The sequence below is a fragment of the Microbacterium natoriense genome, assembly GCF_030816295.1.
GTDB lineage: Bacteria > Actinomycetota > Actinomycetes > Actinomycetales > Microbacteriaceae > Microbacterium > Microbacterium natoriense_A.
The window spans coordinates 1946870-1967579 of sequence record NZ_JAUSXV010000001.1; the positions used below are offsets into that span (position 1 = coordinate 1946870).

General features: G+C 69.9%; 19 protein-coding genes. 8 read left to right on the plus strand and 11 right to left on the minus strand.

From position 1 onward, the window contains the following. Position 1 precedes the first annotated feature (1 nt). Positions 2-385: a hypothetical protein gene (locus QFZ53_RS08865; protein ID WP_307295520.1), complete on the plus strand. Its 384-nt coding sequence runs from the start codon at positions 2-4 to the stop codon at positions 383-385. 66 nt (positions 386-451) lie between these two features. Here the strand turns inward: QFZ53_RS08865 and QFZ53_RS08870 are convergent, their stop codons facing one another. Then, positions 452-1282, minus strand: a complete 831-nt coding sequence (locus QFZ53_RS08870; RefSeq protein WP_307295521.1) for an alpha/beta hydrolase — start codon at positions 1280-1282, stop codon at positions 452-454. Beyond that, positions 1279-2163 carry an SDR family oxidoreductase gene (locus tag QFZ53_RS08875; protein WP_307295522.1) on the minus strand — a complete coding sequence of 295 codons (885 nt, stop codon included), beginning with the start codon at positions 2161-2163 and terminating at the stop codon, positions 1279-1281. The genes QFZ53_RS08870 and QFZ53_RS08875 overlap by 4 nt, the downstream gene beginning before the upstream one ends. Positions 2164-2398: 235 nt before the next feature. On the opposite strand from QFZ53_RS08875, the gene QFZ53_RS08880 reads away from it, so the two are divergent. After that, positions 2399-3001 (plus strand): gamma carbonic anhydrase family protein, encoded by a 603-nt coding sequence (locus QFZ53_RS08880; protein WP_307295524.1) that lies wholly within the window; start codon positions 2399-2401, stop codon positions 2999-3001. Positions 3002-3079: 78 nt separating this feature from the next. Here the strand turns inward: QFZ53_RS08880 and gdhA are convergent, their stop codons facing one another. Next, entirely contained in the window at positions 3080-4450 is a 1371-nt protein-coding gene (gene gdhA, locus QFZ53_RS08885) for an NADP-specific glutamate dehydrogenase (protein WP_307295526.1), read from the minus strand. 131 nt (positions 4451-4581) lie between these two features. Beyond that, complete coding sequence (locus tag QFZ53_RS08890) at positions 4582-7290, minus strand: phosphoenolpyruvate carboxylase (protein WP_307295527.1); 2709 nt, start codon at positions 7288-7290, stop codon at positions 4582-4584. Positions 7291-7373: 83 nt separating this feature from the next. Between QFZ53_RS08890 and nhaA the strand changes: the two genes are divergently transcribed. From nhaA to QFZ53_RS08910, 4 genes are all read left to right on the plus strand, one after another. After that, a complete protein-coding gene (nhaA, locus tag QFZ53_RS08895; protein WP_307295528.1) occupies positions 7374-8552 on the plus strand; it encodes a Na+/H+ antiporter NhaA in 1179 nt (392 codons plus the stop codon). Continuing rightward, complete coding sequence (locus QFZ53_RS08900; RefSeq protein ID WP_307295530.1) at positions 8549-9211, plus strand: MazG family protein; 663 nt, start codon at positions 8549-8551, stop codon at positions 9209-9211. The genes nhaA and QFZ53_RS08900 overlap by 4 nt, the downstream gene beginning before the upstream one ends. 51 nt (positions 9212-9262) lie before the next feature. Continuing rightward, a complete protein-coding gene (gene hisS, locus QFZ53_RS08905; RefSeq protein WP_307299377.1) occupies positions 9263-10534 on the plus strand; it encodes a histidine--tRNA ligase in 1272 nt (423 codons plus the stop codon). Between the two features lie 132 nt (positions 10535-10666). Further along, the gene (locus QFZ53_RS08910) at positions 10667-11455 is read left to right on the plus strand and encodes an SGNH/GDSL hydrolase family protein (RefSeq protein WP_307295532.1); all 789 of its coding nucleotides are present in this window, start codon (positions 10667-10669) and stop codon (positions 11453-11455) included. Here the strand turns inward: QFZ53_RS08910 and QFZ53_RS08915 are convergent. Continuing rightward, the gene (locus tag QFZ53_RS08915) at positions 11439-11948 is read right to left on the minus strand and encodes a VOC family protein (RefSeq protein ID WP_307295533.1); all 510 of its coding nucleotides are present in this window, start codon (positions 11946-11948) and stop codon (positions 11439-11441) included. The genes QFZ53_RS08910 and QFZ53_RS08915 overlap by 17 nt on opposite strands. 93 nt (positions 11949-12041) lie before the next feature. Between QFZ53_RS08915 and QFZ53_RS08920 the strand changes: the two genes are divergently transcribed. After that, a complete protein-coding gene (locus QFZ53_RS08920; protein WP_307295535.1) occupies positions 12042-12821 on the plus strand; it encodes a helix-turn-helix domain-containing protein in 780 nt (259 codons plus the stop codon). Positions 12822-12912: 91 nt separating this feature from the next. Here the strand turns inward: QFZ53_RS08920 and QFZ53_RS08925 are convergent, their stop codons facing one another. Genes QFZ53_RS08925 through QFZ53_RS08945 form a run of 5 tightly spaced genes read right to left on the minus strand, consistent with a single transcriptional unit; the run spans position 12913 to position 19104 of the window. After that, on the minus strand, positions 12913-14142 hold the full coding sequence (locus QFZ53_RS08925; protein WP_307295537.1) for an APC family permease: 1230 nt from the start codon (positions 14140-14142) through the stop codon (positions 12913-12915). Between the two features lie 39 nt (positions 14143-14181). Further along, positions 14182-15810, minus strand: a complete 1629-nt coding sequence (locus QFZ53_RS08930) for a CocE/NonD family hydrolase (RefSeq protein WP_307295538.1) — start codon at positions 15808-15810, stop codon at positions 14182-14184. Further along, positions 15807-17108, minus strand: a complete 1302-nt coding sequence (locus QFZ53_RS08935) for an MFS transporter (RefSeq protein ID WP_307295540.1) — start codon at positions 17106-17108, stop codon at positions 15807-15809. Before QFZ53_RS08935 ends, QFZ53_RS08930 begins: the two co-directional genes overlap by 4 nt. Further along, positions 17105-18100: an alpha/beta hydrolase fold domain-containing protein gene (locus tag QFZ53_RS08940; protein ID WP_307295542.1), complete on the minus strand. Its 996-nt coding sequence runs from the start codon at positions 18098-18100 to the stop codon at positions 17105-17107. Before QFZ53_RS08940 ends, QFZ53_RS08935 begins: the two co-directional genes overlap by 4 nt. Continuing rightward, entirely contained in the window at positions 18097-19104 is a 1008-nt protein-coding gene (locus QFZ53_RS08945) for an alpha/beta hydrolase (protein ID WP_307295543.1), read from the minus strand. Before QFZ53_RS08945 ends, QFZ53_RS08940 begins: the two co-directional genes overlap by 4 nt. Before the next feature lie 74 nt (positions 19105-19178). Between QFZ53_RS08945 and QFZ53_RS08950 the strand changes: the two genes are divergently transcribed. Beyond that, the gene (locus tag QFZ53_RS08950) at positions 19179-20177 is read left to right on the plus strand and encodes a LacI family DNA-binding transcriptional regulator (protein ID WP_307295545.1); all 999 of its coding nucleotides are present in this window, start codon (positions 19179-19181) and stop codon (positions 20175-20177) included. Positions 20178-20181: 4 nt separating this feature from the next. On the opposite strand, the gene QFZ53_RS08955 is transcribed toward QFZ53_RS08950, so the two are convergent. Continuing rightward, positions 20182-20652 (minus strand): PaaI family thioesterase, encoded by a 471-nt coding sequence (locus QFZ53_RS08955; protein ID WP_307295547.1) that lies wholly within the window; start codon positions 20650-20652, stop codon positions 20182-20184. Positions 20653-20710: the final 58 nt, after the last annotated feature.

A 20710-nucleotide genomic window follows, 5' to 3' on the forward strand; every position in this document is an offset into this window, starting at 1 on the left:
CATGACACGACCTTCTCCCAAGCGGATGCTGCAGGTGCTCGCTCTCGTGCTCGCGGCTGTGACCGCAGGGCTCGTGTTGTTCATGCCCAGCTACACGGTGGTGACGAGCGACTCCCGCGGCAACGAGTCGACCAGCACTCTGAGCATCTGGGAGTACAACGGCCCCCTGTTCGCGCTCGTCGTCGCGATTCCTGTCGTCATCGCTCTGATCCCGGTCGTGACGCGCGGCCGGTGGTGGCCGCTCGTGAGCGTCGCCTCCGCCGGCCTTCTGCTCGGATTCGCGTTCCTCGGCGCGATGAGCATCGGCATGGCTTTCCTGCCCGCCGCGCTGGCGTCCGTCATCGCTGCGATGCTGAGGCCGCGGATGGGCTCGAGCGACGCCTGATACGGTCGTCTCTCCGCACGCCGCCGCGAGAGCGACCCGTGTGCGCCGAGACATCGGTCTTCCGATTCAGGCCCAGAGCCACCGCAAGGCATCGGGCAGCAGCGTCCCGCCGTGGTTCGGACTGTGCCCGCCGTCGCCGACGACGAAGCGCAAGTCGAACCCGGCCCGCGCCAAAGCTGCCGCTGTCTCGAGGTTCTCGGCGAACCAGTTCCCCTCCTGATCGTTCCAGCCGATGTCGCGATGCGCCGCGTGCAGCAGGACTCGCAGTGGCTGGCGCGCACCTGCAGCCATCAATGCGGGGTAAGGATTGCCGCCGGGGATCTGCGCGAAGCTGGCGTTGAAAGCGATGACGCGTCGGATGCTATCGGGGCGCTGCCACGCCACGGTGAACGCCCCGTTCCCTCCCGAGCTTCCGCCGCAGATGCCGCGCAGGCGGGGATCATCTGTCAGCGCCGTGGTCTCGGCGACGCGCGGGAGCACCTCATTGAGTAGGAACCCCGCGTAGCGGCCGTCGCCGGCGTCGTACTCGTTGTTGCGATTCTTCGGTTCCGCGGCATCTGGAAACATCCCAGGGTCGACGAAGATTCCCACCATCGGCGGGAGCTCAGGGGCGATGTTGTCGAGCACGATCCCCGCGCGCACGTCGCCGTCCGGATCGAGATACCACCAACCGTCGTTGAAGATCATCACGGCGGCAGGTGCCGACGGATCGTGACTGTGCGGCGTGTGCACCCAGACCGTGCGAGTAGTCCCCGGGTAGACGATACTGTCGTCGATCACGAACGAGCGGATGCTGCCGGGCAGCACCTCGGAGCGCTGCGACGAGTCCGGACCGTAGGCGTACACGACGGGATCATCGGCGATCGGCATGGCTCGGTATGCGAATTCCTGCGTCATCCCAGCGAGAGCCCTCCGTCGGTGGTGAGAACCTGGCCGACCACCCAGGAGCCGGCATCTGTGGACAGCCAGCCGATCAGCCGCGCCGGATCGTCGGGACGTCCGACCCGCCCGAACGGCGTCGTCGGAAGCCACTTCTCGAACTCGCTCAGGTCGCGGTCGGTGCTGTCGGCGTCGAGGTATCCCGTGTTGACCGGACCCGGGTTGATCGTGTTCAGCACCAACCCGACCTCCAGCAGCTCGGCGGCGACCGTGCGGGTGATTCCGGCCAGCGCCGCCTTGCTCGTGGCGTAGGCGACCTCGCCGCGCATCGGGCCGTGACCCTGACCCGACGTCATCCAGATCACGTGCCCGGTGGGGCGGACGAATGGCCCGAGAGTGCCGAGGCGGTCGCCGGGGCGCGCTTGCCCGGCGTCCTCGCCGCCGAGCAGGTCGCGCAGCCGACGGGCCAGCCCGGCAGTGAGCAGCAGCGACGCGCGCGCGTTCGCGGCCCAGTGCACGTCGAGCCGGTCGGCGGTCATGTCGAAGATGGTGCCGTCGGATCCGCTCATGGCCTGATTGCAGACGAGGATGTCGATCGCGCCGGTGAGGGCGGTTGCGGCATCCAAGAGCTCCTCGATGGCTCCCGCGTCGCGGAGGTCGGCGTGGTGGTCGCCCATCACCGCGCCGGCCGTCAGGGCGTCGGCCACGCCCTGGCGAACCGCGTCGAGGTCGTCACCGCCCCAGGGATGGTCGAGGTCGTGCGGGCGGAAATGGTGGATGAAGACGTTCGCGCCCAGGCGCGCGAGCTCGATCGCGGTGGCGAAGCCGATGCCGCGGCGCCGGGAGACGCCGGTGACGAGAGCGGTCTTGCCGAGCAGAGGAAGGTCGTCGAAGGACATGCGTTGCTTTCGGTGAGGGTGATGCCGGGCACGCCTGTCGGCGGCCTCACGGCGCGGGTCGGAGCGGCTCACCTGCATTGCATGCCTGCCAGCGTAGTGCAGCGGGCATCCGCCGTGCACCTCCCTCGGTGCTGTGCGCATTCCTCTGCGGAATACCTCGGTCCGTCCGAGAGAAGCGCATCTCTCCGAGCGAAGCCTGCGGCATCGGCGCCCAGGCAGGACTAGTCTGGGCCGCATGTTGTACGAGCACCTCGGGGCTCGGCCCCGGATCCATGACACCGCCGTCGTCGCTCCCACCGCCGTGATCTCCGGCGACGTGGAGATCGGGCCGCACTGCCAGGTCCTGCACGGGGCGGTGATCACCGCCGAAGGCGGCCCCATCACACTCGCGGAGCATGTGATCGTCATGGAGAACGCGCTGATCCGTGCGACCGCGGCGAACTCGGTGCACATCGGCGCCCACACCCTTATCGGCACGCTCGCCAGCATCGCGGGCGCGACGGTGGGGGAGGAGGTGTTCTTCGCCTCCGGCGCGCGCGTCTTCAACGGCGCGCTCGTCGGCGATCGCTGCGAAGTGCGCGTGAACGCGGTCGTGATGCGGCGAGCGGTGCTGCTGCCGGAGACGGTCGTTCCGATCGGCTGGGTGGCAGCGGGCGACCCCGTGCAGCTCTTCTCGCCGGATCGCGACGCGGAGATCGCGGCCGCGCAGCCAGAGCTCGACTTCCCCGGCCATGTGTTCGGCGTGGATCGCGACACCCCTGACCTCATGGTGCAGCTCACCGAGCGCTACGGCACCTCGCTCGCGCGGCACCGCGACGATGGCGAGGTCGGCGGATAGCGGCATCCGCGACGCCACACGCGAGTGCGGGGTGGACGGATGCCGCAGCATCCGTCCACCCCGCATCGACGTCGTGCGTCAGATGACGCCCTGTGCGCGCATCGCGCCTGCGACGCGCTCGAAGCCGGCGATGTTGGCGCCCGCAACGTAGTCGCCGGCGACGTCGTACCGCTCGGCCGCGTCGAAGGCGGCCTGATGGATGTCCGCCATGATCTCGCGCAGCTTGTTCTCGCTGTCGCCAAAGCTCCAGCGCTGACGCGAGGCGTTCTGGCTCATCTCGAGCGCAGATGTGGCGACACCGCCCGCATTCGCGGCCTTGCCCGGTGCGAACAGCACACCGGCCTTCTGGAACGCGTCGACCGCATCGGGCACGCAGGGCATGTTCGCGCCCTCCGACACCGCTCGCACGCCGTTCGCGATGAGCGCCTCCGCATCCGCGAGGCTGACCTCGTTCTGCGTGGCCGAGGGCACCGCGATGTCCACGGGGACCTCCCAGACGCTGCCGCCCTCGACGAAGCGCGCACTCGGACGGCGCTTCGCGTACTCCACGATGCGAGCGCGCTCGACCTCCTTGAGCTGGCGCAGCAGGTCGAGGTCGATGCCGGCGTCGTCGACGACGTAGCCGGAAGAGTCGGATGTCGTGACCGCGGTCGCTCCGAGTTGGGTCGCCTTCTGGATCGCGTAGATGGCGACGTTGCCGGAACCGGAGATGCCGACGCGCTTGCCTTCGAGCGACTCGCCGTGCACCGCGAGCATCTCCTGCGCGAAGAACACGGCGCCGTAGCCGGTGGCCTCAGTGCGCACTTCGGCGCCGCCCCAGGCCGTGCCCTTGCCCGTGAACATCCCCGACTCGTGGCGGTTGGTGATCTTGCGGTACTGCCCGAAGAGGTAGCCGATCTCACGACCGCCGACGCCGATGTCGCCGGCGGGGACGTCGGTGTGCTCGCCGAGATGACGGTACAGCTCGTTCATGAACGACTGGCAGAAGCGCATGACCTCGGCATCCGACCTGCCGTGCGGGTCGAAGTCCGAGCCGCCCTTGCCGCCGCCGATGCCCTGACCGGTGAGCGCGTTCTTGAAGATCTGCTCGAAGCCCAGGAACTTGATGATCGACAGGTTCACCGAGGGGTGGAAGCGCAGACCGCCCTTGTAGGGGCCGAGCACCGAGGAAAACTGGATGCGGTAGCCGCGGTTGACCTGCAGACGTCCGGCGTCGTCGACCCAGGGAACGCGGAACATGATCTGACGCTCCGGCTCGACGAGCCGCTCGACGATGCCGCCGTCGATGTACTCGGGATGCCGCTCGAGCACGGGGGCGATCGAGTGCAGCACCTCGTGGACGGCCTGGTGGAACTCCGGCTCGTGCGGGCTGCGCGAGAGCACCGTGTCGAACACGGGTTGCACGGACTCGGCGAGCGGGTGGAAGTCTGCGGTTGTGGAAAGGGTCACGAAGAGCTTTCTGAATCGGTGGGGGACTCGCAAGCGATCGTGTCGCGCGATTCGTCGCCGGATCAGGCGGAGCTTTTCACTTTACCGGCAGGCTCGCTGTGATCTTCTTCACGTGACGAGCCGATGCCGGGTCACCCGGTGTTCTGCAGACCGGCCGCGACCCCGCTGACCGAGAGCAGCAGCAGGCGCCTCTGCTCGTCGTCGGCACCGGAGCCGGTTGTCGCGGGAGCGGTGCGCAATGCCCGGAGCGCGCGCAGCTGCAGCAGGGACAGCGCGTCGACGTAGGGCGTGCGCAGCTGCACGGCGCGCTGCAGGATCGGCTTGTTCTCGAGAAGGCGCTCGCCGCCGGTGAGGCGGATCACCCACTCGCGGGTCAGCCGCAGCTCGTCGAGCACGAGCGACGCGAGGTCGTCGCGGTCGCCGAGCTCGAGGTACTGGCGGGCGATGCGCTCGTCGGTCTTCGCGAGGCTCATCGCCACGTTGTCGATCAACGTGCGAAGCAGCGGCCAGTCGCGGTAGGCCTCGGCGAGACGCTGCTCGTCGCCGACCGCGGCCAGAGCCGTACCCAGGCCGAACCAGCCGGCCAGGTTGATGCGCGCCTGCGTCCACGCGAACACCCAAGGGATCGCGCGCAGGTCCTCCAGCGACTCCACCGACAGGCCTCGGCGCGCCGGCCGTGAGCCGAGCGCGAGCAGGCCGATCTCCTCGAGAGGCGTCACGGTCGCGAACCACGGAGCGAAGCCCTCGGCCTTGACCAACGAGAAGAACCGCTCGCGAGAGGCGGTGTCGAGCACCGAGGCGATGTCCGCGAAGCGGGTGGCAGCCTCGCTCGTGCGCTCCTCGACCGTGGGCGAGGAGGCCAGCAGCGTGGCGGCGGCCACCTGGTCGATGTGCCGCATCGCGATGGCGGGCTCGCCGTAGCGGGCGAAGATGACCTCGCCCTGCTCGGTGAGCTTGAAGCGGCCGTCGACCGAATGCGGCGGCTGGGCGAGGATCGCCGAGTTCGCCGGGCCGCCTCCACGCCCGAGCGCGCCGCCGCGGCCGTGGAACAGGGTCAGTTCGAGACCTTCGTCTTTCGCCCACTGCGCGATCTTCTCCTGCGCCTCGTAGAGCGCGAGGTTGGCGGCGACGGGACCGACGTCCTTCGACGAATCGGAGTAGCCGAGCATGACCTCGAGGCGGCCGCCGGTGGCGGCCATGCGCTCCTGGAACTCGGGGAAGGTCACGGCTTCGGCGAGGATCTCGGGAGCCGCCTGGAGGTCGGCGAAGGTCTCGAACAGCGGCACGACGTCGAGGACAGGGGCGTCATCGCCCAGCGCGTGCTTCGCGAGACGATGCACGGCCGCGAGGTCGGATGCCGCCTGCGTGAACGACACGACGTAGCGGCCGGCTGCGCGGAGGCCGCGGTCGCGCTGGATCTCGGCGATGGCGCGGAAGACCTCCAGCACCTCCTCGGTCTGCGCGCTCAGCGCTCCACCGCCCTCGATCTCAGCGAGCGCGGTGGCGTGCACCTGCGAGTGCTGACGGACTTCGAGCTCCGTCAGGTGGAATCCGTAGGTCTCGACCTGCCAGATCAGGTGCTGCACGCCGCCGAAAGCGTGGCGGCGGGCGCCGGCATCCGCGAGCGAAGACTGCAGCGAACGCAGATCCGCCAGAAGCTCCTCGGGAGCGGCGTAGCGGTCGTCCTCGCCACGCCGCGTGGCGGCGATGCGATGCGCCAGCACCAGCAGTACGCGGCGGTGCGGCTCGTCGGGGGAGCGGGTGGCGAGGTCATTCGCGGTCTCGGTGTGAGAGGCGGCGAAGCGCTCCCAGATCGCGGTCACCTCGGCGCTCGGGGGCGTGCCCTGCGCGTCGAGGGTGAGGGTGCGGCCGATCCGCTCGACCGCGCGCTCGAGGCCGCGGAGCACATGGTCAGCGGCGATCTGCGAGGCTTCGCGGGTGACGGATGCCGTGACGAACGGGTTTCCGTCGCGGTCGCCGCCGACCCATGATCCGACGCGCACGAATGCGGGGACGATGGGCGCGCTGGAGCCTGAAGCGTCTCCGCGCAGCGCGTCGTCGATGCGGCGGTACACGTGCGGCACGGTCGTGAACAGCGTCTCGTCGAAGACGCTCATGACGGTGCGCACCTCGTCGGTGGGCGTGGGCTTCTGGGCGCGCAGCGGCGCCGTGCGCCACAGCGTGTCGATCTCCTCGAGCATCCGGCGGTGTGCGCGGTGCTGCTCGGCGCCGCCCTCGCTGGCCGCATCGTGCTGCGTGAGCAGTTCGGAGAGGCGGCGGATGCTGCTGGACACCGCGCGACGCCGCGCCTCGGTGGGGTGCGCCGTGAAGACAGGGTGGAAGCGCAGGCCCTCGAGCCTGCGGCGCGCCTCGTCGTCGCCCACCTCCGTCTTCAATCGGGCGTACGCGGTGGCTACCGTGTCGGCGGCCTGGACCTGGGTCCCTGAGCCTGTCGAAGGGCCGGGCTGGCCGGCACGCTCGCGGAGCACGCGCACACGCTGATGCTCCTCGGCGAGATTGACGAGGTGGAAGTAGCACGTGAACGCACGTGCGACCTCGTCCGCCCGTTCGACGGTGAACGACTCGGCGATGGCCGCCGCGCGGTCGAACGCATCGGGGGTCTCCTCGTCGTACGCCTGGATCGTGGCGAGGCGCAGACGCTCGACATCTTCGAAGAGATCGTCGCCGCCGGCCTCGCGGAGCACCTGGCCGAGCAGTGCTCCGAGCATCCTGACGTCGGAGCGCATGGCATCGGGAATGCCGCGGCCTGCTTCGAAGCGTCCGATGACGCGGATCGCCTCGGTGTTCGTGGGCTCGGGAAAAGACTGTGCGGGGGTCACCCTTCGAGCGTATCCCGGCCGGGAAGGGTGCTCTGAACGGATGACGGCACGTAACGAACTCTTCACGAACCCGGCTGCGTACGATGGACACGATGCGAATCTCGGCGAAACACCTCCGTGGCCAGCAGTTCCCCGCCGTCCTCCTGCTGCTGGCAGCGGGGCTCGGGCTTCTGCTCGCGAACCTGGCGACGCATGACGCGATTGCTGCGATCCTCGACTTCCACATCGCCGTACCCGGCACCGCGCTCGATCTGTCGGTCGCGCACTGGGTGTCGGACGGACTGCTGGCGGTGTTCTTCCTCGTCGTCGCCATCGAGCTGCGGCACGAACTCACGCACGGCGAGCTCGACTCGGCGAGCAAGGCCATCCAGCCGGCGATCGCGGCCGCCGGAGGCGTGATCGTGCCGATCGCCGTCTACCTGCTGTTCGCGGGGGCCGACAGCGGCACGGCGTCGGGCTGGCCGATCCCCACTGCGACCGACATCGCCTTCGCTCTCGGCGTGCTCGCGATGTTCGGACGTGGGCTGCCGTCCACGGTTCGAGTGTTCCTGCTCGCGCTGGCGATCCTCGACGACATCATCGGCATCGTCTTCATCGCCGTGCTGTTCGCGCACGACGTGCAGTGGCTCCTGCTCGGCATCGCCGTCGTCGCTGTCGCCGTGTTCTGGGTGCTCAGCCGGATGCTGCACCGCCACGGACACCCGGCCGTGGCCGTGCTCATGGTCGTCGTCGGGTTGCTCGCCTGGGGACTCGTCGCGGCCTCCGGCATCCACGCGACCATCGCCGGGGTGCTGCTGGGGCTGGTGATGGCTCCCGTGCCCGCGGCGCGCGTGCGGCACGCTCTCGAGCCCACGGTGAACGGCCTGATCCTGCCGTTGTTCGCCTTCGTCGCCGCGTTCGTCGTGATCCCGGCGGTCGCGCCGAGCGAACTGTCGCCGGCGTTCTGGGGCATCGTCGTCGCGCTTCCCGTCGGCAAGGTGATCGGCATCTCGCTGTTCGGCTGGGTCGCGATGCGCATCCGTCCGCGCGGTGCCCCGCCCGCCCTGCCGTTCGCCGACATCGTCGCTGCAGGCACTCTCGGAGGCATCGGCTTCACGGTGTCGCTGCTGCTCGCGAACCTCGCGTTCGCCGGAGATGCCGGGGTACGCGATCAGGCGATCCTCGGGGTGCTGATCGGCTCGCTCATCGCTCTCGTGCTCGCCGGCTTCTTCGTCTCGCTGCGAGCCGGGTGGTACCGGCGTGCAGCGGCTGCGACATCATGAGCACGTCGGAGGGAGACGTCGTGACCGAAGCGCCGGAGGATCCGCTGCGTCAGGTCGCGGAGACGATGCGAGCGGTGCGTGAGACGTGCGTGTGGTCCCAGCAGATCACGCATCGCGACCTCGTCCCGTATCTGATCGAGGAATCGCACGAGGTGATCGACGCGGTCGAGAACGGCTCGCGCGCCGACCTGCAGGAGGAGCTCGGGGACCTGCTCTGGCAGGTGCTCTTCCACTCCGCGATCGCCGCGCAGGATCCCGATCATCCCTTCGACATCGACGATGTCGCGCGGGGGCTGAACGAGAAGATGGTGCGACGGCATCCCCATGTCTTCGCCGACGCGGTCGCTCGCACCCCCGATGAGGTGCTCGTGCACTGGAACGCCGCCAAGGCCGCCGAGAAGCGCACGCGCCGCAGCGCTCTCGATGGCATCCCGCGCGGGATGCCCGCCCTCGCCCTCGCCCAGAAGATGCTCGGTCGCGCTGCAGGGGTGGACGTGTCTGTCGCTCCGACCACAGAGGCGCCGACCTCGGAATCCGAGCTCGGAGATGCGCTCCTGGCCCTCGTGGCGAGTGCGAGGGAGAACGGCTGGGACGCGGAGCGGGCTCTGCGCGAGCGGCTTCGTGAGATGGAAGATCAGGTGCGCGCGGCGGAGAGTTGAGCTCCGACCTGGAAAGATGGTCGCGTGGCTACCGTGAACCCGCCCCGTGGCATGCGTGACATCCTCCCCGCCGACAAGACGCGCCGTGAGCGCGTCCTCTCCGTGATCCGCGAGCGCTACCGCTCGCACGGATTCGACGAGATCGAGACGCCGGCTCTCGAGGAGTACTCGCGCCTGCACGCCGGGATCGGGGGCGACAACGAGAAGCTCGCCTACAACGTGCTGCGCCGCGGACTCGACGCCGAGGCGATCCGCGAAGCCGCCGCAGACCCCGCAGCGCTCGCCGACCTCGGACTCCGCTACGACCTGACCGTGCCGCTCGCCCGTTTCTACGCGAGCAACCGCGGTCAGCTGCCGGGCGTCTTCCGCTCCATCCAGATCGGCCCGGTGTGGCGCGCAGAGCGCCCGCAGAAGGGCCGCTACCGCCAGTTCGTGCAGTGCGATATCGACGTCATCGGCGACGATTCGTCGCGCGCCGAGGCCGAACTCATGGTCGCCTCACTCGACGCGCTGGACGCGCTCGGTCTGGAGGGATCGACCGTCCGCATCAACGATCGCAGGGCTCTGGATTGGATGTTGGAGAGCTTCGGCTTCACGTTGGACGAGCGGCCGGGCGTGCTCATCACGATCGACAAACTCGACAAGATCGGTCCGGACGGGGTCGCCGCTGAGCTCCGCGAACGCGCCCTTCGGCAGGCTCAGGGACCCAGTTCGAACGCTGCCGTCGACGCGTTCGAGGCGTTCCTCCGTCGCCCGCAGACCATGGAGTTCAACCCGTTCGGCGAGCGGCAGATCCGCAAGGCGCTGCCCGAGAACGCGCCCGACGAGGTCGTGGCGCACCTGGTCGGCATCGGCGAGGCCGTCGCTGCGGGCACCGGCCGTGCAGACATCCCGCTCGTCTTCGACCCGTTCCTCGTTCGAGGCATGGGGTACTACACCGGGACGATCATGGAGCTCGCGCACCCCTCGGTCGACTACTCGCTCGGCGGTGGCGGGCGATACGACGGCATGATCGGACGGTTCCTGGGACAGCAGGTCCCCGCCGTCGGGTTCTCGCTCGGCTTCGAGCGACTGGTCGATCTCGTGACGTCGGACACGGATGCTGCGCCCCGGGCTGTCGTGCTGATCCACGACGCCGATGTGCCGGTCGCCGAACTCGTCGCGCACAAGGCCCGCCTGATCGCCGACGGAGCGCGGGTACGCCTCGAGCGCCGTACCAAGAACCTGAAGGCGCTGCTCGAGCGTTCCGCCGCCGACGGATACACGGCCTTCGCGACCGTCGGTGCCGGATCGACTGAGCTGGAGCTCAAGCCCTTGAGCTGAGCCGCCGCTCGGTCGCTGCGCTCCCTCGCTCAACGACCGGGTCCGGGCCGCTTCAACGACCAGGACGGGCCGCTCATCGACGGAGCCGGGGCCGTTCACCGGACGTTCACGGCGTCGGGGTCGAATCGGAGAGTGCGACGCCTCCGCCCTCTCCTCGCCGTCGGTCTCCTCCTCGCGGCATCCGTCGTCGGCATCCGCCTTCTCCTCTCCCGTCAGGCGGCGATCGCCCGTCGCCGCATCGGCAAACCGCTCGGAGAGGAGTCCGTCGACGCAGACCGCCTGTGGAGGCGCAAGCTCGACGGGGAGCCGATCGAGCTGCTGCTGCTCGGCGACTCCCTCGCGGCCGGTCTGGGCGCCCAGACGCGCAAGCAGACGCTCGGCGGGCGGCTGTCCAAGGCTCTCGCCGTACGGCTCCAGCGTCCTGTGCGGCTCACCACAGGCGCGGTCGTCGGCGCGGAGTCGCCCGATCTCGGCTCGCAGATCGATGCGCTCCCCGCCGGCTACCGGCCGCACGTCGCCGTGATCGTGGTCGGCGGCAACGACGTGACGCACCGGATCCCGGTCGCGGCGTCGGCACAGCACCTGGAGAAGGCGATCGGACGGCTGCTCGCGGTGGGCGCCGAGGTCGTCGTCGGCACGTGCCCGGATCTCGGCGCCCTCCGTGCCGTCCCGCAGCCGCTGCGGCGGCTCGCCGCGAGCATGTCGCGTCGGCTCGCCGAGGTTCAGGCGGAGACCGCGGTGCGGGCGGGCGCCGAACCGGTCGACCTGCGTCGCGCTGTCGGCCCGATGTTCTTCGACGCTCCGGAGGAGATGTTCAGCCTCGACCTGTTCCACCCGAGCGCGCTCGGCTACCGTCGCACCGCCGAGGCGCTGCTCCCCGCGGTCTGCCGCGCTGCGGGCAAGGTCACTCCGGTGCGCTGAACGATGCGGCCCACTCGGCGACGCGTCGGGCGCTCTCCTCTTCGGAGAGGTCCTCGACGCGCGTCATGATCGACCACCGCACCCCGAACGGGTCGCGGATGCTCGCGAACCGGTCGCCCGAGACGAAGTCGGACGGGGCCTCGCGCACCGTGGCTCCCGCAGCGACAGCGCGCTCGACGACGGCATCGACATCGGACACGTACAGTCCCATCGAGTAGCAGTCGTCCTCCCCACAGGGCGCGGGCACGAGGTGGTACTCCGGGTTCGGCTCGCCGAGCTGCAGCAGCCCCGTGCCGAAGTCGAGGTCGGCATGCGCGACGACGCCGCCGAACTCGGTCACGTCGACCACCCGAGCGCCGAAGACGTCGCGGTAGAACTCGATCGCCTCCTTGGCTCCGGGGATCGCGAGGAAGGGGGTGAGCGAGGTCGCGCGGTGCGGACGGCCGTCAGTGGTGTGCTCGCCGGTCACGCCGGCCGTGGTGTGGTTCGTCATGGATCCAGGCTAGGAAGAAGCGGTTGCCGCGGGCTTGAACATCTGCGACAGCTTCACTCGGGCGCGGTCGGCGAGGGATCGTACGCTGGTGCGATGGTGAATCCCACGCGCGGAGTGCTCTACCCTGCGAGGCTGCCCGAGTTCCATCGGCTGCCTGCGACCGGAGCCGCGGGCGAAGTCGTCGTGTGGTTCTGGATCCCCGAGTGGGACATCGAGCCGGGTCGCTCGTCGCGTCAGGAGATCGTGGGCTATCCGGCGCTCAACCTCGTCGTCGAGCCCGACGCCGTGACCCTGTCGGGCGCGACGACGCGTGCGACTCATCGTGATCTCCGCGGCACGGGCTGGGCGGTGGGCGCTCTGCTGCGCCCAGCCGCGGTCGCAGCGCTGATCGACGATCCCGTCGCGGTGGTCGACGAGGAGCGGATGCTCGACGAGCCCGAGCTGCTCACGTCGGTGACGTCGGCGATGAGATCGGGGGAGGGACATCGGGAACGCGCGGTGGCGGCTTTCTCACGCTGGATCGCCGAGCGCGTCGGGCCGCTGGATGCCGCGGCCCGCCAGGCGAACGCGCTCGTCGACGTGCTCCTCGGCGATGACGCTGCGTCGAGCGTCGAGGAGGCGGCGCTGCGACTGGCGGTGTCGGTGCGCACGCTGCAGCGCCTCGCGCACCGTCACGTGGGGCTCTCGCCCGCGGCGATGATCCGCAGGCGTCGGTTGCAGGATGCCGCCCAGCAGCTGCGTGCGGACCCGGGAGTCGATCTCGCGACCCTCGCGGCCGAGTTCGGATACGCCGATCACGCACACCTCACGAGGGATTTCCGCGCCGTGCTCGGGATCGCCCCGAGCGCGTATCGGGCTGACGCGCGCCGCTGACGTTCAGCTCGTCGGGAGCGGGTCCGCGACGCGCCGCTTTTGGGCCGGCATCCTCCCGACAGAAGAGAATCGTCCCTACGAAGCGATCGCGTCAGCGACGTGCGAGGCGAAGGCGCAGCATCCGATATCCGACGCCGACCAGCACGACGCCCGTGCCGACCAGCGACGCGACGACGGGCAGGGTGCTCACCAGCAGCAGGCAGCCGAGCGCGCCGGCGACCTGCAGCCATCGCGGATAACGTCGGACGTCCGCTCTCTGGCGGAACGCGGAGGCATTCGCGATCAGGTAGTACAGCAGCACGCCGAAGGACGAGAAACCGATCGCCCCGCGCAGGTCGGCGACGAGCACGATTCCGATCACGATCGTCGCGATGACGAGTTCCGCCCGCCGCGGCACCTGCCAGCGGTCATCGACCTTCGCCAGGAACCGCGGCAGATCGGCTTCCCTCGCCATGGCGAGTGTCGTGCGACCGATGCCGGTGAGCAGTGCGAGCAAGGCGCCGAGCGAAGCGGTGGCGGCAGCGATCCGCACCGCGGGTGAGAGCCACGACCAGCCTGCCCGGTGGACGACATCGGCGAGCGGCGCCGTGCTCGACGCGGCATCGGCCCCGAGCACAAGCAGCGTCACGACTGCGACAAGCACATAGACCGACACAGCGCCGCCGAGGGCCAGCACGATCGCCCGCGGGATCGTGCGAGCGGGATCGGCGACCTCTTCGCCCATCGTCGCGATGCGGGCGTACCCGGCGAACGCGAAGAACAACAGGCCTGCGCCCTGCAGAACCCCGTACGCCGTCGCGTCGGGCAAAGGGGCGGGCGTCGCCGCCGGGGCCGCCGAGAAACCGGCGGCCACGACGATCGCGAGCCCGATCAGCGACACGACCACGAGGATGCGCGTGACCTGCGCTGTGCGAGTGACGCCGAAGCAGTTCACCGCGCACAGGGCCGCGACGGCCGTGACGGCCACGGGCACCTGCCATCCGGCCGGCGCCGCATAGGCGGCGAAGGTCATCGCCATGGCCGCGCAGCTCGCGATCTTGCCGATCACGAAGCACCAGCCGGCCACGAACCCCCACCACGGGTCGATCTCGGCGCGGGCGTAGGCGTAGGTGCCTCCCGCCACGGGATGCGCGGCGGCGAGCTGAGCGGACGCCGTCGCATTGCAGAAGGCGACGACACCCGCGATCAGGAGGGCGACGAGCAGGCCGTCTCCGGTGACCGAGATCGCGGGTCCCCACACCGAGAAGACGCCGGCGCCGATCATGGAACCGAGGCCGATGGCCACGGCATCCCGAAGCGTCAGACGGCGAGCGAGCGGCATCCTGTCATCGTGCCACGCCTCGGTGAACGGCGAGTGTCGTCACGGCGCCGCCGGAAGCGAGAGCACCGCCGGTGTGTCGCCGCCGAGCGCAAGGATCTGGTCGCTGGGTACGAGACGCGAGAGATCGCGCACGGGGTCAGCGGTCCCGGGGTTGCGCAGATGCAGGGGATGAGCCCCCGACGACACCTGCACCCGCAGGCGGCTGCCGGCGGCGAACCGGTGCGCGAGAGGGGCGAGCGGAAGCTTGATGCGGCGCAGCTCCCCGGCGGCCGCGTCGGGAGCGAGCCGGAGATACCCATCGGTGATCGCGGTCGATCGCCCTTTCGGATCGACCTCGCACACGCGGACGAAGACGTCGGCGCGCGGGTTCGTCGAAGACAACGTCAGCTCGATCGAGGGGTCGCCCATCACCAGCAGTGGATAAGCCAGGGGCTCGCCCGTGAAGACGAGCACGTCGTCGCGGCTCTCACGGCGGCGCTGGTCGCGGCGCCCGGCGCCGAACGGGTTCAAGGTGCGTCCGCCGGCGTCCGGCGTGGGGTCGGCCGGGTCATAGCGATAGCCGAGCGTCCCCGAGGTCTGCGTCGCGTCGCGCGGCACGAGGCCGCCCGCGAGCGTGAGCTCTTGCTCCTGCCGCCGGCTCTCCGGCGGCCAGGCGGGCAGGTCCCGCCAACCGCCGCCACCGCTGACCTCGACGCGCACATCCGCCGTGACCAGAGTGCCCGCGAACTCGTGCAGCGCCTCCCGCACGCCGATCACCGTCGTCTCCGGGGCGCCGTGGATCCAGTCGCCCACCACCAGCCGCACCGGCACTCCGGCGTCGCGCAGCGCTGCATGGTCGTGCAGCTGGCCCACGAGGAACAGATCCTGCCACCCGGCCATCAACGTCACCGGAGGCACCGTTCTCGGATCGGACGCGAAGTGCATCGGCTGCCACCAGGGATCTCCGGAATCGCTGTGCTCGACCCAGTCCCGGAAGAAGTCGGGGTCCTCGCCGAGGGCCATCGGAACAGCCTCCGAAGGCGGGATCGCGAGCGATCCACGGATCAGCGCACGCCTCGCTCTCAGCAGGGCCCACAGCCGTGCCGGGAGCGGGCGTTCCTGGATGCCCAGCGCATAGGCCCAGGTGAGCGGTGTGTCGATCGAGAATCCGCCGCCGGGGTAGAGGATCGCGTCGTCGAAGCGGCGGGCGGAGATGGCGATGCCCATGGCATCCGGGCGCAGCTCGCCGTCGCAGTACGCCCACTGCGTCACCCCGAAGTAGCTGCCGCCCCAGGAGTGCACGCGGCCGGTCGCCCAGGGCTGGACTCGCAGCCAGCGCAGCGTCGTCTGGCCGTCGGCGGCTTCGTCGTGCAGCGGACGGAACCGGCCACCAGACCCGAAGGTGCCACGGCAGCTCTGGACGACGACGTGGTGTCCGCGCTCGGCGATGAAGCGCGCGACGCCGGCGGCGCCGTCCCTCCCGTACGGTGTGCGCACGAGCAGGGTGCTGTCACCGGCGCCGTCCGCCCACCAATGATCGGTGAGGAGCTCGGCGCCGTCGTCGGCGATCACCGGAATCCCTTGCTCCCTGTGCACTCCGTGGTGAGTGGCGGGCGGCATGTCGGGGGCGGCCTGAAGACGTCGGTACTCCGCGCGTGCTGCCCGCGGCATCCGGATGCGGTCGCTCATCGCACCGCCTTGACCCGGGTGACGGCGAAGGCGGCGAGGAGGGCCATCACGACCGCGCCGACGTAGAGGGCGACGAAGTTCTCGCCCGTGGGCGAGTCGATGCGGGTCACGAAGAAGCCGAACACGGGCACGAGGATACCGGGGAGCAGATAGGCGAGCGCGACGATGCCGAGATCCTTGCCCGCGTCTTCGGTCGATGGCAGGCACTCGGTCATCAGGGCGACGTCGGCGGCGATGTACGCACCCTGGCCGGCGCCGACGATGGCGATGCCGATGAGGAAGAACGCGATGTCGCCGAAAGCGACGGCGAAGACGAGCCCGGCGGCGCTCGTCAGCGCGCCGATCACGACGGTCGGCTTGCGGCGGCCCGTGCGGTCGGAGACCACTCCGAACACGAACGCCATCACGAGATTCATCACCGTGAACGCGGCGGTCGCCTGCGTCTGGATGCCGGCGATCTCTGCCGGATCGTCGATGCCGAAGCGGCTGGAGATCGTGAGGTACAGGTAGCTCGTCACCGAGACGATCGAGGCCGTCATGAAGAATCGGCACGTCCAGGCCCACGCGAAGTCGGGGTACCGCCGCGGGCTCAGCCAGAAGGTCTCCCGCACGGCGCGCCAGTCGAGGGGCGGTGCGGGCTGCGTGCGATGAAGGTCGCGCAAGGAGAAGAACAGCGTGATCGCGAGGAGCACCGACAGCCCGCCGGGGATCAGGAACATGCCTGCCTGACCTGCGCCTGCGACGTTTCCGGCGAGCGCGACTCCACCGAGGATCCCGAGCGTCGTCGCGGCCCCTGTGACGGCGGACATGATCGCGCGGATGCGCCGGCGGATCTGGTCGGCGAAGAGCGTGTGCACGGTCATCGACACGGCTCCCCAGCCGATCAGCACGAGGATCACGCCGGCGCCCAGCATGAGCAGATCGCGGGCGAAAGCCTGAACGACGTAGCCGGCCGCGGCGACGAGCACGCCGTAGAGGATCCACGGCCGACGGATGCCGAGTCGCGACATCGAGCGGTCGCTGAGCCGCCCGAAGATCGGCGTGGTGATGAGTATCGCCGCCCCGCCGACGGTCAGCACGATGCTGAGGTTGCCGGTCGCCTGCTCGGGATCCCACTCCTTCAGCAACTGCGGCACGGCGACGCCGGCGACGCCCTGCGCGATGCCGGTCGCGAACCACGTGAGCGCGAAGGCGACCCAGAACCACCAGCTCTGGCGCTCGCCGGGGATCGCGTCCTCGGCGAGCGGGGGCACAGGAGGGGAGGGGAACACGGGATCGACAGCATGGGTGGACATCATCGTCTCCAGACGGTTCGGGTGGTGATCGGGTCTGCCGCCGCGACCGCGTAGGCGGCGGTGAGTTCGGCTGCGAAGAGGTCGTGCCAGTCGCGCGCGCCCTGCCAGGTGGTGATGCCGGGGGAACCGTGCACGTGCCCCTCACCGATGTGCAGGACTACGGGGACGCCCGCCGCTTCGAGCGCCCGTGCGTAGGCGACGGCGCCGTCACGGAGCGGGTCGAATTCCGCGGCGAAGATGAGGGCGGGCGCCAGGCCGCGATGGTCGGGAGCGTCGAGCGGCGACGCCGCGGACAGGGGCGCGCCGGCGCGGTAGACGTCGGCGAGATGCTCGGCGCCGATCATCCCCGAGGCGCGCCGGTATCGGTCGAAGGATTCGCCTGCCGGTCGCAGCGCGGCCGGCAGCACTTCCAGAGCCTGGTGGATCACCGGGCGATCCGCATCGCGCTCGCGCAGGGCGGCGGACGCCGCGATGGTGGCGCCGGCGGAGTTTCCCCCGATCCCCAGAGCGGCGATGTCGACGCCGATCTCGTCGGCACGGGCCCGCAGATCGGCCAATGCGGCGACGGCGTCGTCGACGGCCGCGGGGAACGGATGCTCCGGCGCGAGTCGGTATTCCAGGGAGATGATCTGCACGCCCGAGCGGAGGGCGCGATCGGCGCAGATACGCTCGTTGACGATCTCGTCGATCGTCCCGCCGATCCAGCCGCCGCCGTGCAGCCAGAGCATGGTGGGCTGCGGGCCGACTGCACCGGACGAGCGGAATCGGCGCGCGCGGCGAGGGTCGTCTCCGCCGGCCAGATGGAGTTCGTCGACATCCACCCCGGCCGGTGCGGGGTCGGTGAACTCCAGGGCGAGCCGATCGCTCAGCTCGCGTGCAGCCCGACGTCGTGCGACGATGTCTGCGGATCCGGTGCCGGGGAGGGACGCGGAGAGCTCCTCGGCGCGACGGATCCAGTCGAGCACAGGGGAGCTGAGGGGAGGAAGATCGCTCATTCCGCACCCGCCTGATGGAGCGCACGGAGTTCGCTGACGATGAGGCGATGCGCGACGTCGGCCGCCGGTACGAAGCCGGTGGACCCGAGGGAGCCGTGCGTCTGCCCGATGAATCGCAGGGCCGTGACCGGCACCCCCGACGCCGAGAGAGCGCGCGCATAGGCCTCTCCGTCTCCGCGCAGCGGATCCAACTCGGAGGTGATGATCAGCGCAGGCGGCAGACCCTCGTGCGAGGGGGCGAGCATCGGCGAGGCGTAGGGATGCCGCGCCTTGGACGTGTCGTCACCGAGGTACTGCCGCACCAGCGACCGTCCTGCTTTTCGCACGATCACCCCCGGCATGCCTGCACTGATTCCGCGCATATCGGCATGCCCGATGGTGAGGTCGAGAGCAGGGTTCTCCAAGAGCTGCAGGGCGATCGGATGCCGCGCCCGATCGCGGTTCATGAGCGTGACGGCGGCGGCCAGGTCGCCACCAGATGAGGCGCCGCCCACCGCGACCCGGTCGCGTCGTCCGCCGATCTCCTCGGCGTGCTCGACGGTCCACTCGAATGCGCTCCAGCACTGCTCGGGCTGCACGGGGTATCGATTCTCGGGAGCGTGCGCGTAGTCGGCGGCCACGATGATGACGCCGGCATCCCGCGCGCGTTCGCGGAACCGAGCGTCCCACGAGACCCAGTCGATCCCCGCGATCGTGAAACCGCCGCCGTAGAAGTACACGAGGATCGGAAGCCCGGCATCCGATGACGCCGGCTCGTCACCAGGCCAGTAGATGCGGACGCGCACGTCGGGGTGTCCGTCGACGGCGACGGTGCGGACCTCCGACGCAGTCGCCGGTGATTCGATTCCCAGCGCGGCCGACACGGCGGCGTCGTTCTCCTGAGCGACGCGTCGACGCCCGGCGGGATCGGCCGGTTCGGGCGCGAGCAGAGGAGCCATCCGCTTCTCGTGCGCGGCGACAGCGCTGTCGAGCATCGGGCGGCGGAACCGGGACGTTCTCGGCATCGGGCATCTCCTTCGATGGACTGCGCACTAGTCTGAGCAATCGAAGAACTTCGATGAAGCGCGGAGGTCGGCGTATGCGAGCACGCCCTGGGCGGGTCACCATCTACGACGTCGCGGCGCGCGCCGGCGTCAGCATCTCGACCGTGTCGCTGGCCGTGAGCGCCCCGCATCGGGTGCGCCCTGAGACCAGAGAGCGCATCGTCGAGGCGGCCACGGCACTCGGATACCGGATGACCGCGGGGCGGCGCGTGGGCGCCGCGCGGATCGCGGTCGCCGCGCCCTTCACGAGCTACCCCTCGTATCTTCGTCGGCTCTCCGGGATGCTGCGGCGGGCGCGGGATGCCGCGGTCGACATCATCCCCTACGACCTGGACTCCGCTGCAGCGGCCGACGAGCCACTGCTCGATGTGCTGCCGACACGCACCGATGTCGCGGGCCTCGTGGTCATGGGCGTGCCGCTGGGCGGCGCAGCCCGGCGCGCGAGCCGTGCGGCGCGCATCCCCGTCGTGTATGTCGATGTCGTGCCCGCACGAGCCGACGTCGGGGGACCGGTGGTACTCGTGGACGACCTCGACGGAGGCTCGCAGATCGGCCGTCATCTGGCAGGCCTCGGTCACCGCCGAGTGCTGTTCGTGCACGAGCCGCAGCGCTCCCCGGCCTATGTGTCCGCCGGCATGCTCCGCATCCGCGGCATCGAGCAGCACGTCGCGGTCACCGGCATCGCCGTGAGCAGCCCGGAGGCGATCGACGAGCGGGTGTTCCGTGCGGCGGCGGATGCCGGAGCGACGGCGATAGCCGCGAACCACGACCAGTTCGCCGCCGCGATCCTGGCAGGGCAGCGGGGGAGGCCCGAGCGCGAGCATCTCGCCGTCGTCGGCTACGACGACGGCGAGGTCGCCGCCGCTCTCGATCTGACGACCGTGCGGCAGCCGTTCGAGGAGAGCGGCCGGGCCGCTCTCGAACTCGTGCTCGGACTCGTCTCCGGAGCCGCGACCTCGCACGAGACCGTGGCGCTCGCACCGACGCTGATCCCGAGGGGATCCACGCGGCCGAAGGCATCCGGCGCCTTCTGACCGATCAGGAACGGGTCGCGGTGACCCGCTTCTTCTCGCGGATGTACACCTCGCGTCGCACCTTCGCCACGATGTCGCCGTCGCGGTCGGTGATCACGGTGTCGAACCACTCGAGCACTTTCGCTCCGCCTTTCGCCCGTTCGCGGATCTCCTCGGCTCGCTCTCGCGACACCTCGAACTCGGCGGTCAGCACACCTCGGCCCGGCTTCACGAACTCGATCTCGCCGCGGGTGTCCCACACCACGTAATCGCGACCGAGCTGATGCATGACGAGCATGAAGAAGTACGGATCGGTCATGGCCGACATCGAACCGCCGAACGCGGTCTTGACGTAGTTGCGGGTGAACACGTTCACGTGCAGCTCGACGGTCGCATGCGTCCAGTCCTCGCTGAAACGTCGGATGCGGATTCCGCTGAAGAGGTTGGGGACCCACAGGCTCATGCCCATGGCGAGGCGGCGAGGAGTGATGCGCATGGGGTCAGTGTGAGGGTGGCGACGATTCTCGGCAAAATCACTGCAGGGATCCCACAAT